We start from the raw sequence: 16,362 nt of genomic DNA on the forward strand, positions 1-16,362 counted from the left end.
TTATTTATGCTATTTAATAATGAATTTAAAAACATTGGTCTTATTAAGGATTAAGAAATACATTCCAGAAGACAATTTGTTTGTAGTAACTGTAGCTTGATTAGCATGAACAGTTTGTGAGTTAATTAAAGCTCCGTTAAGATTGTAAACAGAAATTGTTTCAATTGTATTTGTAGTGTTTTTAATATGTATTACTTCACTACTATTTAAAATGGTTGGGTAAATTTTAAATGCTGAAGTTTCAAATTCTGAATTAGATAAGGTGTTAGATTCATATAAAGCAAATGTGCTAAATCCTGTAAAGGTACCTTTATATGTTCTGTATGCTTGTTCTGCATTAGTTTCTAAAAGGCCACCAGCAATGGTATAATTGTTGGAAATATCTGAAGCATCATCAATATTTGTGCTACTTACCTTTATTATCTGCAATGTACTTGGGTCACTAAAGCTATTTAATTCTGCATCTGTGAAATATAAGGTAACATCATAAGTGGCTGTACTTGCATTTGGTCCGTTAGCCTCAATATTAAATACTTTACCAGAATGGGAACCCGTTATGTTTGAAAAATCTGCTGAAGAACCAATTTCTTGAACAGATAAAGTGACACAGCCTAAATCTTCAGTAGCGTTTTCAATAATACCAATAACTTCAGCATCTTGGTCACTAATAAAATATACTTGGTTTCCTGCTTTTACAGTTTCACTATCAGCATCTGCTATATTGCCTTCTACTGGAGTTGCATTACCAGTTACTAATACATTATCAATAGAAAAGCTAAATGGACCTTGAACTAATGCATCATTATACCATCTCCATATTAATGTAAATGCTTTGTCATTTAACGCTGGCATTACTAGATTAAATGTGCCTGTTGCGTTAGGACCTATTCCTGCAGGAGATCCTGTTGTAGCAAATTTCTCTACAGATTCATAAGTTGCTCCATCAAAAGAATACATGAATTCTCCCCAATCAAAATAGGCAGTTTGATCATATTCACCACCAGCTTCCCAATCAAAAGAAACAGTTACATTATTAATACCACGAGCATCAACAACTTTACTAATTAAATGAATATTACTGTCTGCTGTACCATCATACGTAGGTTCTGTAGTGTTTGCAAGGCTAGGTACTACATATGCTCTTCCTGCAGAATTTACTCCATTACCATTAAATAACCATGTATTTGCATCAAACTCTGAATTTACAAACCAATTTTCTGGAGTATCTGAAGTGTCAAAAGTTTCATTTAATAATTCTATTGTTCCAGAACCTACAGTTGGCTCATAATCATCATCTAAAATAGTGATGGTATGGTTTCTTAAGTCTTCTGTGTTAGGACCATTTAAAAAATTCATTTCTATGGTTTCTGTACCTTCAATAATTCCGTCATTATAAATAGTAACTGTTACATCTTGTGTGTTAATAGTTTCAGACACAGGAAAAGTTAAGCTAGAAGGAGAAATGTTAAAATCTTCACCTAAAGTAGCTGTAGAGTTTTCAAATGAAAAGTTGGCAGTTTGTGTTTCTGTTACTGAAGCAGCAGAAACAGATACAATAATGGTTTTAAATTCATTACAACCATTTGTTTCTGTTTTTTCGGTAGTTAAACTTACGCTAGAAGATTCGTAATATAAAACATTAGGATCTGGAGCCACATATTGATCTCCTACTTGTACACCATACCAAGCATTAGTAACCTGCTCTACTTCATGAATAGAATAATCTGTTTCGGCAACTAAAATTGTTGCATTTCTCATTTCTTCAAAAGTAGCATTAGGCGTTAATAACACCTCTGCTTTAAAAGTTATTTGTTCTGCAATATCAAAACCAAGACCTTCTACAAAAAAAGGATATCCTGCACCTCTATCAGAAACACTAGGATCTGATGCTAATTTACCATCTCCTGGTGATAATGTTTGTCCTGAACCAGCAACTAATAAATAAAACCATTTGTTTAACACGCCACTATTACTGTGTACACCACATTGGTCATTTGCTAAAGTTGGTACACAATTTTCTGTATCTGTCCAGCTTTGACCTTCATAAGCAGAAGGGTCTCCTTCCGCATTAGGGTCATCCATCCATCGTAACGCAGCAGTTCCAGCTTGTCCTGGTTGTATACCTCCATCACTTTCATCAATTTGTTCCCCAACTCCCCAAGGGTCATATGGTAAAGAGTTATCAATTTGTGTTAATACATAGTTTTCAACAGCAGCAGCCCAAATATCAGAGAAACCTTCGTTCATTGCTCCTGATTGACTTGCATAAACAAGATCTGACGTTGCAGAACACACTCCATGTCCGATTTCATGACCACAAACATCTAATGAGGTTAATGGAGCAAAAGAACCATTAGGGTTTGTTCCTCCTTGGTAACTACCATCACCATAGGTCATTGCAGTACCGTTCCAAAAAGCATTGTCATATGCATCACCATAATGAACGTAGTTAAGAATTTTAGTTCCTTTATTGTCATGACTGCTTCTACCATGAACATCTGCCCAATATCTTACAACTATTTCTGCTCCCCAATGTGCATCTAAAGCAATGTCATCATTGTTTGTTTCATTATGAATAGGGTAGCTAAGACTAAAGTCATTTCTGTAATGTTCTGCAGAAGACCAGTTATTGTCTCCAACTTCAGTAATAATTTGTGATTCTTCAGGTCTTGAATAACCATCATATATAGAATACGAAGGAATTCCGTTTACGCTTAAAGGAAGCCCTCCAACACCATCATAAGATCTTGTTTCATTAAGTACTAAAGATTCGTCTATTTCTGTTGTTAAAGGGTCATCTGTAATGCCATAAGGAGCTAGATTTATTGTTCCGTCTAAAGAATATCTATCATTTAAAGGGTCAATATCGTCTTGGTCATCAAAAGTTGTTTCAAAATTTCTGGTACCAGCATATCTTGTATCCCCTGAGGCTTGAGCAAAAAATGGAGGAGCATAGGTGTAGTTGTTTTTAGCCTCTTCTCTTTTTTCGTTTATTTCATTTGCATGTTTAATAATAGCGTCTGCAAGTAATACTTTACCAGATTGCGCATCTACAAAAACATTAGCTCTGTACACAGGTTCAAAGGCATAAATATTAAATTTATAGGCTAGTTTTAAATCTGCTTCAGGAGTATTGTAGTCATCTACATACACTAATTCTCCTACAGGGTAATTTGCATTATATTCTGCTTCAAGATCATTTAATAAGTTTGTATTAATAGTAGTTTCTATTTGTTCTTCAATTATATCCCAAACGTATTTTTCTGCACCAACATGTTGCGTAGCATAATCTCTTGCTTGGTCTTTAGAAAGACTTACAGATTGATTCATACTATCGTCTAATAAATAATGCTCTAAAGTGATAAACTTTACACTACCTTCTTTAATAAAGGCTTTGTATTTAGCATGTGCCAAACTAATACCATTATAGGTAGCAGAAAAAGTAATAATTTCTGAACCATTTTTAGACGTAGATTTGTTTGAGATAGTAAATTGATAGGAGTCGGTATCAATTTGAAGTGTGTTTTTAAGAAATTCTGGAAGGTTTTCTACAGTTAAATTAAATCTGGATTTCATTTTTAACATAGATGGTGTTTGCCGATCCGGATTGATAAAGTACGATTCAATTTTAGAGTTTGATTTTAAATTGTTTTCAAGATTTTGTTGTTTTTTGTTTTGTGCATACATATATCCAGATAGGAGCATACAGTAAGCAAAAAGTAAAATTTGTTTCATCATAATAGTAATTAAGTGGTTGAAAATTAAAACACTAACTCTTAGTGTCATACTTTGGTTAAGACATGATTTGTTAATACAAAAACAGACAAATTATGCCCTTAACATTGTTAAGACAATTGAATCTAATTTTACCCTAACATAAATTAAGGTTTTCTTAACAAGAATAATTTTTGTTAAGTATTATTGAGAGAGAGTGGTATTAATTATATGCATAATTAGTACCATGTTAATAGTGATAGAAACCTGTATTTAAATACAGAAACTTCTTGTTAATACAAGTTAAATAGTAATGGTATTAATTATTAAAATTAATACTGAGAGAGAGAGAGAGAGTATGTGTGATTAATAGTGATACTTATAATAAAAGAGATTAGGTTTTATTTACAATAAAACAGAACTTCTTTTGGTTTTATAAGTTGTGCGCAAATATATAATCTAATTTGGTTTAATAAAAATTTAACATTCTTTTTGTTGATTTGATGTAAAAAGAGTTTAAAAATTAAGTCTTATGCTAGCATTAGGAGTGAAGCTTAAAGATTTGTTATCAACCTGAATTGTTTTTTGTTTATTGGTTTCGTCAACAGTATAATAACGATGTATTACATTGTCTTGGTTGGTGATATTTTTAATACCAACCCTAAGTGATGATTGTACCTTTTTAGAAATGTTAAGTTTGTAGTTTAAAGATGCATCAAAACGAATAAAAGGATCTAAGTTTTCATTGTTAGGCACATCATAATTCACTTGGTAAAAGCTACCAACTTGTATAGTTTCATTATCTTCTAATGGTTTAGTATAAGGTGTTCCTGTTCTATAAATACTACCTAAAGAAATTTGTAAGCTTTTTAAAATGTTATAATTAAAAGCTAAAGAAACAGAATGCCTAATATCTGCATTATTAGGAAACTGTTTGGGTGTAAAACTTTCAAAAAAGTAATTATTTATGCTATAGGTGTAACTTAGCCAAGTACTATATTTAGTAGTAGTTATATTCGTTAAAAACTCTACGCCTTTAGATGTGTAATTACCTGTAGCATTTAGGTATTGAAAGTTGTTATAGAAGCCTTGGTTAGATGCGGTTATACCATCTACTTTTTTGTAAAAACCAGTGAGGTCTACATGAAAATTGTTTTTGTTAAACTCTAATCCAAGCGAGCCTTGCTTACTTGTAGTTATTGGAATGTTTTCTTGGTTTGCTAAAATCCATCGTCTATTTTCAACACCTAAAAAATCATCTTGAAAATCTACTATTTGGGTTGTAGACTGATTTTTAAATTCGCCTTCTAGTTTTACAGCCAGATGTTTAAATATATTTTGTTTGAAGTTTAATCTAGGTTCAATAAGTAATTTGTTAAACTTTTGAAAGTAATTAACACGTACACCTAGCCTTAAGTAGGTGCTGTTTTTTTTGTATTCTCCTTCAGTAAAAAAGGCGTGATTTAACAGTACATCTTTTTTCTCTTTAAGATATGACGGATTGCTAACTTTGGTTTTGTTTAATATTCCGGTTTCATTAAATTGATAACCGTTTAATAGCGAAAAATATTTAGAAACTAAAACATGTGTATTAAGTTTTACCCCAGTTTCTAATACTTCATTACCTTGTTGTAAACGTTGGTCTGTTTGTACTCTGTAATCATCTGCATTTACTGTGTATTTTGAAGAATAGGCAATTAGTTTTGTTTTAAATTTTTTACTCCATTGTGCTTGCCAATTTCCTCCAAACCCTAAATTTTCTTGTGATAAATTACTGTTTTTAGATGTAGTTTCATCGTCTGTATTTGTAATTGTTTCAGCATAATCTAAGTTATTAAAAATGCCAATTATATTAGCTCGAAATTTATGTTTTTTGTTTAGATTAAATAAAAGTTTTGCAGAGTAATCATAAAAGTAAAAGTTTGATGCGGTGTTGCTCTCATTTATTTCTTGAGTATTTATATCGCTATCTTGAAAGCTTCGTTTAAAATAATTATCATAGGTTGGTGTGCTATAATAATCTGTAAAAGAACGACGTCCAGATACATGAAACTCTAATTTTTTAGAAATAGGTATTTGTAAAAAAGCATCAGCACTAATTAAATTTATACCTGCTCCTCCAGAAAATGTATTTGTAATATTATCTTTACTAAACATGTTTATGGTACTTGAAACACCATCACTAAACGCACTGCTTGTTCCGTTTTTGCTAACAATAACTTTGTTTGTTAGATATGGATTGTAAGCCGAAATGAGCCCGAAGAAATGTCCAGAATGATACATTTTAATGTTATCCCAAAGCATTAAGTTTTGATCATTGGTTCCTCCTCTAACGTTTATGTTAGCTATGCTTTCGTTAGCGCTTTCAACTCCAGGAAGTGCTTGAATAGACTCTAGTATATCTGGTTCTATCAGTCCAGGAAGTATACCAAATTTTTCGGTATTTAAAACAGTGCTACCATCTATTCGTTTTTGTAAACCTGTAGTTAGAAATTTAGTAATGGTAATAGGGTTTAGCTCTTGATTTGTTTCTTTTAAAACAATGGTTTTACAATTGTTTTCTTCATTAAAAAAGAAAGTTGCTTTTAGTTGTTTGGTTTCATAACCTAAATACGAAATGCTTAGAGTAGCATTGCTTGGTATATTTGTAAGTTTAAATTTACCAGAGTAGTTAGTAGCAGTTCCGGTTTGTGTATTAGTAATAATAATAGAGGTTCCTAATAAGGGCTCATTGTTTTCTTGTGCTAGTACCATTCCACAAATATCTATGGTTTTGTTAACTACAGATACGGTTATATACCTTTCATTTAATATCTTAAAATTTAATAGCGTTTTGTTATTTAAGTACGTGATGGTTTGGTTTAAGGTATATTCTTTTGGTGGGTTTTCAATAAATACATTCTTTACATCATCAACAGAATATGAAAATTTTACATCAAACCTTTCTTCTATAGAGTAAAGTATAGCTGTCAATGGTTTTTTTACTGTAGTAGTTTGGCTATAACTAATACATGTAAAAAAGAGTAGTATGTAAAAAATACATTTAGTTAGCTTCATAATTTTTGAAAGTAACCTTTTTACCAGTAATACTATAGCTTAGTTTTAATGGAATAGTTACCGCTTGTAATGCTATGTCTTTGTCACTATGTGTAAAACTTCCTGTAAATAATTGGTTTGTGTCTACGTTAGTGGCATCAATTTGTAGGTTGTATTGTCTTTCTAATTCTTTAATAACCTGGCTTAAAGGTATATTAGTAAAGCTAGATTCTTGTTGTAACCAAGACGGATTTGTAGCTTGAATATCTTTAAATTGTACATTGTTGTTTAACATTCTAAAAGACTTTCCTTTAGCTAATTTTACAGTTTCTTTATTATAGGTAACACTAACTAAGCCTTCATAGCAGGTAACTTCAAAAAAGTTTTCTCTTTCTTTTACATTAAATTGTGTTCCTAAAACTTGCACAATTCCTGCATCTGTATGTACGGTAAATTTTTTGCCTTTTGCAACCTTAAAAAAGGCCTCTCCATCTAGTTCTAAATCTCTTTCGTTTTTCCAGGTTTTTTTATTGAAACTCAGTTTTGATCCAGCGTTTAATATTACTTCAGAATTATCAGGAAGTTGTACGGTTTCAGTTTCTGCATATTGCGTTTCAAAAGATTGTAAATTGTTAAAAAACAAAAAATAAGATGAGGTTAATAAGATAGCAAAAACAGCAGCTATTCTTAAAAACTGTGTATAGTTTAAGGTTTTAACCTTAGTTTCTTTTTTAGATAATTTTCTAGTTTTAAAATCTTCTAAAGCTTTTTGTGCGTCAATTTTTGGTGCTTCAAGTTGTGAAGCATAATGCGCTATTTTACTAAGCGTTTCTGTTTTTTGGCTTGCTTTTAAATCTGCAATTTCTTTTTCAGAAAGCTCTTGGTTAAACCATTTTAATATGTCTTTTTCCTGTTTCATTTTTTAGCATTCTAATAGTAAGACAATTACATTTGTTTTTTCCCTACCATAATATATGATTAAATGTTATCTATTTCTGCTCTTAAAGCTTTTAAAGCTCCAGACATTCTTTTTTCTACTGCTTTTTGAGATAGGTTTAATAAGGTTGCAATTTCTCTGTATTTTTTACCTTCAATTCTATTTAACAAAAAAACCTCTCTTTGTCCATCTGTTAATGATGCTATAGCATTTTGCAATTTTATTTTAAATTCTTCTTCTTCTAATAAGTACTCAGGGTTTTGGTTGTTAGTATCTATATAAGGCGAAGCTTTTGCATATTCTAAAACTACTTTTTTATGCTTTATGGTATTTAAAAACAAATTGTTGACTGTAGTAAACAAATACGTTTTTGCTTTTGTATAGTCAATTTTTGAACAGTTTTGCCAAATTTTAGAAAAAGCATCTTGTACTAAATCTAGGGCGTGATCTTTATCTCCACATTTGTAAAAAGCAAAGTTACTTACTGCTTGTACCTGTTTTGTGTAAAAGGTATTAAAAGTAGATTCTTTGCAAAGGTTATCAGTGGTTGGGTCCATATTCTTAAAAAGAAATATTAAAATTCTAAGATAATATATTTTTAAACAAGTAGGGTACAATGTTTTTTAATTGTCTTAAAAGTATATTAACCAAAAAGCTAATTATCATGGAAGACAGAGTGTTAGAGTTTGTTGAATTTATTTTAATAGTATTTATCATGGCATTGATTGTAACTTCAATATTAATTTTGAGTACAATAAATTAAAATGAAGGTAGGGTAAATTGAAAATGAGTTGTCTTACTTATAGAAAGCGAAAAAATCGTTTTAAAAAAATAAAGTTAAATTTGTAAACAATAAAAAATTATGAAAAATTTAAAATTAATCACTTCTATCTTATTTATTACATTCTTTTCAATGGTATCTTGTCAAGACGAAATAGATAATGAAAGTGGCGAAAACCCAAACACTAATACTGCAGATTCACAAACAGCAGATAACCTAATAAGAACCTCTATGTTTGATGGCTCTTTTGATGATTTTTTAGATGGAGTTTCATGTTCTTCTATTTTATTACCTGTTACAGCAACAGTAAACGGAACTACGTTAACCATTATTAACCAAACAGATTATGAGCAAGTTCTTAATATTTTAGGAGAATTTAATACAGATGATGATACAGTAGTACTTCAGTTTCCGTTAACCGTTAGTTTAAGCAATTATACAGAAGTTGTGGTAACAAATCAAGCAGAGTATGATGCTTTAGTAGATGCTTGTGAAGCTGCAGAAGCAGCAGGTGAAGCAGCAATATCTTGTTTAGATATAGAGTTTCCTATTACTATATTAACGTATAGTCTTACATTAGAACAAACAGGTAGTATTGTATTAGAATCAGAACAACAACTATATGCTTATATGAATGATTTTAGTAATGATGAGTTATTTTCTATTAGTTACCCAATAAATATAGATTTTACCAGTGGTACATCTACAACAATAACTAGTGATGCTTCTTTACAAGCAAGTATTAACGAGTGTGTAAATGATGAAGAAGTTATGGAAGATGCAGAAGAAGATGCTGATGCTTTAGAAGAAATTTTAGTAGATGGTGTTTTTCAAGTAGAATCTTTTATTAATGCAGGAATTAATTCTGCCAATGATTATGCAGAGTTTACAATAGATTTTGCAAACGATCTATCTCTAGTTGCAGAAAACATTGTAAATACAACAGTAAGTGATGTTCAAGGTACTTATGAAGTAACCTCGCAAATGGAAGTTTACTTAAGCCTTAATTTTACAGGTAATGCTACTTTTAGTTTATTAAATAATGAATGGGAAGTAGTAAGTTATAGTAATTCTAGTATTGTATTACAAAGTACAACAAATGCAGCAATAACGTTAGTGCTTTCACAAGTATAATAGTATTTTAATACATTAAAAACAATAATAATAAAACAGCTGTTAGATTTTCTAGCAGCTGTTTATAATAAATACCTGAGATGAAAAAGATAGTATTTGTAATCAGTTTTTTGGTAGCAATTGTAGCTTGTACAACAGATGATGCTTCAATCAATTCATCTAATAATAATACCAATAATAACACAAGCGCAAACCAACAAACAACAGGAAGCTCTGCAAATGACTTATTATCTGATGCTACTTATACTAGCATGTTAATTGAGTTAGTTTATGTTGAAGGTTTTGAACCAACACAAACAGCAATCAATAACTTTGTAGCTTTTTTAGAAGCAAGAACCTTTAAACCAAATGGTATAACGGTTGAAACAAGAGCAATAGCTTCACCAGGAAATTCACCATACACAACTACAGAAATAAGAGCTATTGAAGATGCAAATAGAACAGCATATAATACAGAAAATCAAATAGCTGTTTGGGCATTTTTTGCAGATGGAGCCTCTGCAAACAATACAAGTAGTGGAGTAGTTTTAGGTACAGCATATAGAAATACCTCTTTTGTAATATACGAAGAAACTATTCATGGTTATAGTGATAGTGCTTTAGAACCTAATAGAAGTGTATTAGAAACTACAGTAATAACACATGAGTTTGGACATGTTTTAGGCTTAACTAACTTAGGAACCGATTTACAATCTGATCATGAAGATGCAACACACCCAAAACATTGTAATGAAGAAGATTGCTTAATGTATTGGTCTGCAGAAACAGGTGACGGAATTGCCAATTTAATTTCTGGAGGATCTGCTCCACAATTAGACGCTCAATGCATTGCAGACCTGCAAGCTAATGGAGGTAAATAATTAATAAAATTTTAAAGAAATGAAAAAAGTATATGTAATAACTATAGCATTGTTATGTCTTTTTTTGACTAGTAATGCACAAGAAGAAAACACAAATGCATCTAACTTTGGTTTAAAAGGAGGATATAATTTAGCCGCAGTAAGTTTTGATGGAGAAGAAGAAACAGCACAAAGACATAGTTTTCATGTTGGTATATATGGCGAGTCTTTTATTTCTAAAGCGGTAGCACTTCAATTAGAACTACAATACTCTCAACAAGGTTATCAAGTCAAGAGTAATGGAGGAACTTTTACTCAAAAATTAGATTATATTAATGTACCATTACTATTTAAAATATATCCAGAAGACAGCTTTTATTTAGAGGTTGGGCCACAAGCAGGTTTGGCTATCTCACATAAAGAAACTTTTGATAGTAGTTTTAACTTATTTGACACTTCACAAGAATTTGAACCTAATAAATTAGATTGGGGAATTAATTTTGGAGGCGGATTTAAAACAAATAATGGCGTAAGTCTTGGTGTAAGATATCATTTAGGTTTAGGGGATATATATGAAGATCAAGGAAGTCCAAGAAATAGAGTTTGGCAATTTTCAATTGGGTTTGATTTATAGATGAAAATTTCAATAATTTAGATTAGTTTTGCTTTGCTAAAAAAAGAGAACATGCAACAAACTACAAATACTATTCTAATGATTCGTCCTATAAACTTTAGGAGGAATGAGCAAACTGCAGTAAACAATTATTACCAAAAAGAAGCAGATAATGTATTGCCTGAAACAGAAAATGTTAAAGCTCAAAAAGAGTTTGATGCTTTTGTAGAAAAATTAAGAGGTATAGGTGTTCATGTTGTAGTGGTTAGTGATACTGAAGAATTTGATACGCCAGATTCTATTTTTCCTAACAATTGGATTTCATTTCATGAAAACGGAACCGTAGGTATTTACCCAATGTTTGCCGAAAATAGAAGAAATGAAAGACGCGAAGATGTTTTAGAAATTCTTGAAAAAGAAGGTTTTGTAATTGATAATATTGTAGACTATACTAGTGCCGAAGAAGAAGGTGTTTTTCTTGAAGGAACAGGAAGCTTAATTCTTGATAGACAAAATAGTATAGCATATTGTGCTTTATCTGCTCGAGCAGACGAAGGTTTGTTTATAGAGTTTTGTGAAGATTTTGAGTATACTCCAGTAGTTTTTACAGCTAATCAAACAGTAGAAGGAGAACGTCTAGCTATTTATCATACCAATGTTATGATGTGTCTTGCAGAAACTTTTGCTGTAATTTGTTTAGATAGTATAGATGATAAAAAAGAACGTAAAAACGTTGTAAAACATTTACAAGAAAGTGGTAAAGAAGTTATAAGAATAACCGAAGACCAGGTTACTAATTTTGCAGGTAATATGTTACAAGTAAAAGGTAAAGATGAAAAGCGTTTTTTAATTATGAGTGAAGCTGCTCATACAAGTTTAACTCCGTCGCAAATTAAACTTATTGAAAAGCATTGCCAAATTATTAGTAGTAGTTTAAATACTATAGAATCTTGTGGTGGTGGTAGTGCACGTTGTATGATGGCAGAGGTGTTTTTACCAAAAAACTAAAAACCTCCAGCAGGATTTGTTTTTGGTAGTTCTACATAAAAGGTACTACCAATATTTTCTGTGCTTTCTACCCAAATTCTACCTTGATTAAGCTCTACCAATTCTTTACAAATTGTTAAACCTAATCCTGTGCCTTTTTCATTTTTAGTACCAATTGTGGTAAAAGAGTTGTTTTTAAATAATTGATCTTGGTTTTCTTTAGATATACCAACACCAGTATCTCCAATACTAATTAAAGATTTACCATTACTAATATGGTTTTCAATAGTTATAATATCTCCATATGTGCAAAACTTAACAGCATTAGTAAGTAGATTTTGTATAATAATTTCAACCATACTTCTGTCTGCATAAACAAAATCGCGTAAAGAATTATCTTCTACCTTAATGCCTTTTTTTTCGGTCTTTTGTTCAATAAGTTTTATTTTATCTTCAAATACTTCTTGTACATCAAACAAACTAGGTTTAGACTCTAAAGATTGCATTTGTGATTTAGACCAATTCAATAAATTAAATAAAAGTAAAGATGCATTGTTAGCATTATCACTTAATTCTGGTATTAAATGGTTAAACTCTTCTTGGCTTAATGATCCATCTTTTAATAAATCAATAAATCCTTTAATAGAGGTAATTGAGTCTTTTAAATCATGAGATACTATAGAAAAGAGCTTGTCTTTTACGGTGTTTATATCTTCTAAGTTTCTAGACTGGTCTAAAATAGCTTCGTTTTGTAAATTAATTTGCTTGTTTTTAGCTTCTAGCTCTTTAGTGTATTTAATTCTGTTATTTCGTCTTAAATAAATTAATATTAAAAAAGTACTTACCATTGCTAAAGCAGCAAGCAAGGCATAAAAAACAAACTTTAGCCGTTCTATTTCTACTTGATTTGCTTTCTTTTCTTCTTCATGCTGACTAATTAATGCTTGATTTGCTTCTTGTAAATTAACATCTAAATCAACAGGAGTAATAGTATTATTTATAGGTGCTTGAGTTATTTTTTTTGAAGCAGCTTCTTGTTGTTTTTCAACTTCGCTTTTAAGTTCGTAGTGTCTTTTTTGCCAAATATAGGCAAGCTTATAATTGCTTTCTAAAGAATCTAATTGTGCTCTTAAGCCGTAATTTTTTATTAACTCAGTATTGTCTTTTAAATTTCTAGCAATAGTTGTTGCTTCATACAATAATCTTTCTGCTACAATTGGTTTCTTTTCTTTTAGGTATAGTTCTCCTGCAGTATTTAAACCTTGTAAAATACCTTTGTCATAATTAAGCTTTCTGCTTAGTCTTAAACCTTTAGTAACATATTCTTTGGCTTGGTTTAAATTGTTTAAAGCCAAGTAAGCACTTCCTGTTTTTGTTAAAACATCACCTTTTAATATAGAGTCTGTGCTATCTATACTAGTTAGTACATTATTAAAATAATAAATGGCTTTTTGGTAGTCTTTTTTGATATAAAATAAATCTCCTAAATTTTTATTGGTTTCAATAATAGCTGCTTCTCTATCTAGACTTTCAGAACAGTTAAGTGTTTTTTTATAAAAAGTAATTGCTTGGTCATAAGCTTCCATATTATGGTAAGCTTCTGCTAGATTTTTGTAAGCATCACAAAGGTCATTTTTTAAATTACGTTTTTCAAGGGCTTCTATTGCAGAAAGAGAAAATTGTAAGCCTTTATCATAATTACCTCTAGCAATTTCAATTAAACCAATACAATTGTTAATTTTTGCTACACCTAAAGTGTCTCCTAGCTCAATATAAAGTTCTTTAGATCTTGTGTAGTTATCAATAGCATTTATATAATCTTCTTTTTTTGCAAAAATAAGTGCTTTGTAATAAGTTATTTCAGCAATACCAGCATTGTAACTTAAGCTATTAGATAGTTTTTCACTCTCTCTAATAAATTGTAGCGCTTTATTAAATTCTTTGTTGTGGTATAATAATTTAATTATCTGTATAGAGGTATTAACCTTTGAAGTATCAGGTTTCTGAAATGCTAGTTGAATAGTAAGACTGTCAAGGTCTTCGGTTTGTGAAAAACCAAAAAAGACAGTAAGACCAAAAATAAGAGTAATCAGTTTCCTCATTTAATACATTTACATATGTAAGGTATCAACTAAGAGTCTTTTTTTGAGGGAATTAAAAACGCTTTGTTAAATTATAGTTATAAAATAAGAATCATTCTATTTTAAAAGTAGAATAAAACCGTTAATACACAAAACTGATTAAAACATATTTAATAAACTAATTAAAGCGATTTAATGCAAAAAAAATAGATAAAGTGAAAATATTTGTAATTAGAGTAATAATTAGATAGTTAGAACCTTAAAAATAAGTAAGAAATGTGTTTTCTTTTTATAAATAAAAGGAAAAGGTATCGCTCTTTTAGTTTCTATTTTTTAGCAAATATTTTCGGCAATAAAATACTATCTTTGTTGCTTTAAAATGAAAAGAAAAATGAGTCTTCAAAGTACTTTATCAAATACCATAAAACAAGCAGTTACCTCTATTTATAATGTAACCTTAGAAACTATAGAATTTCAAGCTACCAGAAAAGAATTTGCTGGTGATATAACCGTTGTTGTTTTTCCTATGTTACGAGTTATTAAAGGAAATCCAATGCAAATAGGAGAAGCTATTGGTAATTACTTGGTAGAACATGTAGAAGATGTAACAGCTTTTAATGTAGTAAAGGGCTTTTTAAATATAGAAATTAGTGATAGCTATTATGTAGATTTTTTTAATAGTATTAAAACCAATGCTACATACGGTTTTGTAGCACCAGCAGCTAATGAAAAAGCTGTAATGGTAGAGTATTCTTCACCTAATACCAATAAGCCTTTGCATTTAGGACATGTGCGTAATAATTTATTGGGTTATAGTGTTGCAGAAATTATTAAAGCTTCTGGTAAAAAAGTGTACAAAACACAAATTATTAATGATAGAGGAATACATATTTGTAAAAGTATGTTGGCCTGGAAACGATTTGGTAATAATGAAACACCAGAATCTACAGGCTTAAAAGGAGATAAGTTGGTTGGTAATTACTATGTGAAGTTTGACCAAGAATATAAAAAAGAAATACAAGATTTAATTGCTAAAGGGCAAACCGAAGAAGAAGCTAAAAAGAATGCACCAATCTTAGTGGAAGCACAAGAAATGTTGCGTAAATGGGAAGCAGGAGATGATCAGGTTGTTGCACTATGGACCAAAATGAACAATTGGGTTTATGATGGTTTTAATATTACCTATAAAAATTTAGGTGTAGATTTTGATACGCTTTATTATGAAAGCCAAACCTATTTATTAGGAAAAGAATTTGTTGCCGAAGGATTAAAAACAGGCGTTTTTTATACCAAAGAAGATGGTTCTGTTTGGTGTGATTTAACCGAAGATGGTTTAGATGAAAAAATTGTTTTACGTAGTGATGGTACTGCTGTTTACATGACACAAGATATTGGTACAGCAATACAACGTGTAAAAGATTTTCCAGATGTTGGTGGTATGGTGTATACTGTAGGTAATGAACAAGATTATCACTTTCAGGTATTGTTTTTAATTCTTAAAAAACTTGGGTTTGATTGGGCAAAAAATCTATTTCATTTAAGTTACGGAATGGTAGATTTACCTTCTGGTAAAATGAAAAGTAGAGAAGGTACTGTTGTAGATGCAGATGATTTAATTGTGGAAATGGCAACTACTGCAGGAGAAATTTCACAAGAACTAGGTAAACTAGAAAACTACTCAGATACCGAAAAACAAGAACTATACAAAACCATAGGTCTTGGTGCTTTAAAATATTTTATATTAAAAGTAGACCCTAAAAAACGTATTTTATTTGACCCTAAAAGTTCTATAGATTTTCAAGGTAATACAGGTCCTTTTATACAATATACCTATGCCAGAATACAATCTATTTTACGTAAAGCAGAAGTAGATACTACTGTTTCTTTAAGCGTAGAACAAGTTACTTTACATGAAAAAGAAAAAGAATTAGTAAAACAATTACAGTTTTTTCCAGAAGTTATACAAAGCGCTGCAGATAACCATAGTCCTGCTTTAATAGCCAACTATACCTATGATCTGGTAAAAGAGTTTAATTCTTTTTACCAGAATGTTTCTATTCTTGGCGCAGATACAGATAATGAAAAAGTGTTTAGAGTACAATTAGCGCAAGTAGTTGCTAATACTATTAAAAATGCTTTTGGCTTATTAGGAGTTCAGGTGCCAGAAAGAATGTAAAATTCTTGCTAATACAAGAAAGTGAATAATACATTTAAAACCATTGTAAAACCTTATTTTTATA

10 protein-coding genes are annotated in these 16,362 nt (G+C 30.4%); 5 read left to right on the plus strand and 5 right to left on the minus strand.

All coding sequences use genetic code 11. The features are described 5' to 3' along the window. Positions 1-9: 9 nt before the first annotated feature. The 4 genes from KO494_RS07645 to KO494_RS07660 all read right to left on the minus strand — a co-directional run bounded on the left by KO494_RS07645 (position 10) and on the right by KO494_RS07660 (position 8,244). Positions 10-3,738 carry a M4 family metallopeptidase gene (locus KO494_RS07645; RefSeq protein ID WP_215966993.1) on the minus strand — a complete coding sequence of 1,243 codons (3,729 nt, stop codon included), beginning with the start codon at positions 3,736-3,738 and terminating at the stop codon, positions 10-12. 492 nt (positions 3,739-4,230) lie between these two features. Next, positions 4,231-6,771 carry a carboxypeptidase-like regulatory domain-containing protein gene (locus KO494_RS07650; protein ID WP_215966994.1) on the minus strand — a complete coding sequence of 847 codons (2,541 nt, stop codon included), beginning with the start codon at positions 6,769-6,771 and terminating at the stop codon, positions 4,231-4,233. Next, positions 6,758-7,669, minus strand: coding sequence for a FecR family protein (locus KO494_RS07655; protein ID WP_215966995.1), 912 nt, complete (start codon positions 7,667-7,669; stop codon positions 6,758-6,760). The genes KO494_RS07650 and KO494_RS07655 overlap by 14 nt, the downstream gene beginning before the upstream one ends. 59 nt (positions 7,670-7,728) lie before the next feature. After that, positions 7,729-8,244 (minus strand): RNA polymerase sigma factor, encoded by a 516-nt coding sequence (locus tag KO494_RS07660; protein WP_215966996.1) that lies wholly within the window; start codon positions 8,242-8,244, stop codon positions 7,729-7,731. Between the two features lie 305 nt (positions 8,245-8,549). Between KO494_RS07660 and KO494_RS07665 the strand changes: the two genes are divergently transcribed. From KO494_RS07665 to ctlX, 4 genes are all read left to right on the plus strand, one after another. Beyond that, positions 8,550-9,602 carry a hypothetical protein gene (locus tag KO494_RS07665; protein WP_215966997.1) on the plus strand — a complete coding sequence of 351 codons (1,053 nt, stop codon included), beginning with the start codon at positions 8,550-8,552 and terminating at the stop codon, positions 9,600-9,602. A gap of 80 nt (positions 9,603-9,682) precedes the next feature. Next, positions 9,683-10,462 carry a membrane metalloprotease gene (locus tag KO494_RS07670; RefSeq protein ID WP_215966998.1) on the plus strand — a complete coding sequence of 260 codons (780 nt, stop codon included), beginning with the start codon at positions 9,683-9,685 and terminating at the stop codon, positions 10,460-10,462. Positions 10,463-10,481: 19 nt separating this feature from the next. Beyond that, the gene (locus KO494_RS07675; RefSeq protein ID WP_215966999.1) at positions 10,482-11,075 is read left to right on the plus strand and encodes a porin family protein; all 594 of its coding nucleotides are present in this window, start codon (positions 10,482-10,484) and stop codon (positions 11,073-11,075) included. A gap of 51 nt (positions 11,076-11,126) precedes the next feature. Further along, positions 11,127-12,062 carry a citrulline utilization hydrolase CtlX gene (gene ctlX, locus KO494_RS07680; protein ID WP_215967000.1) on the plus strand — a complete coding sequence of 312 codons (936 nt, stop codon included), beginning with the start codon at positions 11,127-11,129 and terminating at the stop codon, positions 12,060-12,062. Here ctlX and KO494_RS07685 read toward each other — a convergent pair. Further along, positions 12,059-14,143 carry a tetratricopeptide repeat-containing sensor histidine kinase gene (locus tag KO494_RS07685; RefSeq protein ID WP_215967001.1) on the minus strand — a complete coding sequence of 695 codons (2,085 nt, stop codon included), beginning with the start codon at positions 14,141-14,143 and terminating at the stop codon, positions 12,059-12,061. The two genes, ctlX and KO494_RS07685, sit on opposite strands and share 4 nt — an antisense overlap. Positions 14,144-14,513: 370 nt before the next feature. Between KO494_RS07685 and argS the strand changes: the two genes are divergently transcribed. Continuing rightward, on the plus strand, positions 14,514-16,298 hold the full coding sequence (gene argS, locus KO494_RS07690) for an arginine--tRNA ligase (RefSeq protein WP_215967035.1): 1,785 nt from the start codon (positions 14,514-14,516) through the stop codon (positions 16,296-16,298). Positions 16,299-16,362: the final 64 nt, after the last annotated feature.

Origin of the sequence: Lacinutrix sp. C3R15 (assembly GCF_018860825.1) — a bacterium.
In the GTDB taxonomy this organism is placed as follows: Bacteria; Bacteroidota; Bacteroidia; order Flavobacteriales; family Flavobacteriaceae; genus Oceanihabitans.

Bases quoted from the DNA above. Each gene is read 5' to 3' on its own strand.
- KO494_RS07645 (WP_215966993.1), bottom strand. From the start codon at position 3,738: ATGATGAAACAAATTTTACTTTTTGCTTACTGTATGCTCCTATCTGGA.
- KO494_RS07650 (WP_215966994.1), bottom strand. From the start codon at position 6,771: ATGAAGCTAACTAAATGTATTTTTTACATACTACTCTTTTTTACATGT.
- KO494_RS07655 (WP_215966995.1), bottom strand. From the start codon at position 7,669: ATGAAACAGGAAAAAGACATATTAAAATGGTTTAACCAAGAGCTTTCT.
- KO494_RS07660 (WP_215966996.1), bottom strand. From the start codon at position 8,244: ATGGACCCAACCACTGATAACCTTTGCAAAGAATCTACTTTTAATACC.
- KO494_RS07665 (WP_215966997.1), top strand. From the start codon at position 8,550: ATGAAAAATTTAAAATTAATCACTTCTATCTTATTTATTACATTCTTT.
- KO494_RS07670 (WP_215966998.1), top strand. From the start codon at position 9,683: ATGAAAAAGATAGTATTTGTAATCAGTTTTTTGGTAGCAATTGTAGCT.
- KO494_RS07675 (WP_215966999.1), top strand. From the start codon at position 10,482: ATGAAAAAAGTATATGTAATAACTATAGCATTGTTATGTCTTTTTTTG.
- ctlX (WP_215967000.1), top strand. From the start codon at position 11,127: ATGCAACAAACTACAAATACTATTCTAATGATTCGTCCTATAAACTTT.
- KO494_RS07685 (WP_215967001.1), bottom strand. From the start codon at position 14,143: ATGAGGAAACTGATTACTCTTATTTTTGGTCTTACTGTCTTTTTTGGT.
- argS (WP_215967035.1), top strand. From the start codon at position 14,514: ATGAGTCTTCAAAGTACTTTATCAAATACCATAAAACAAGCAGTTACC.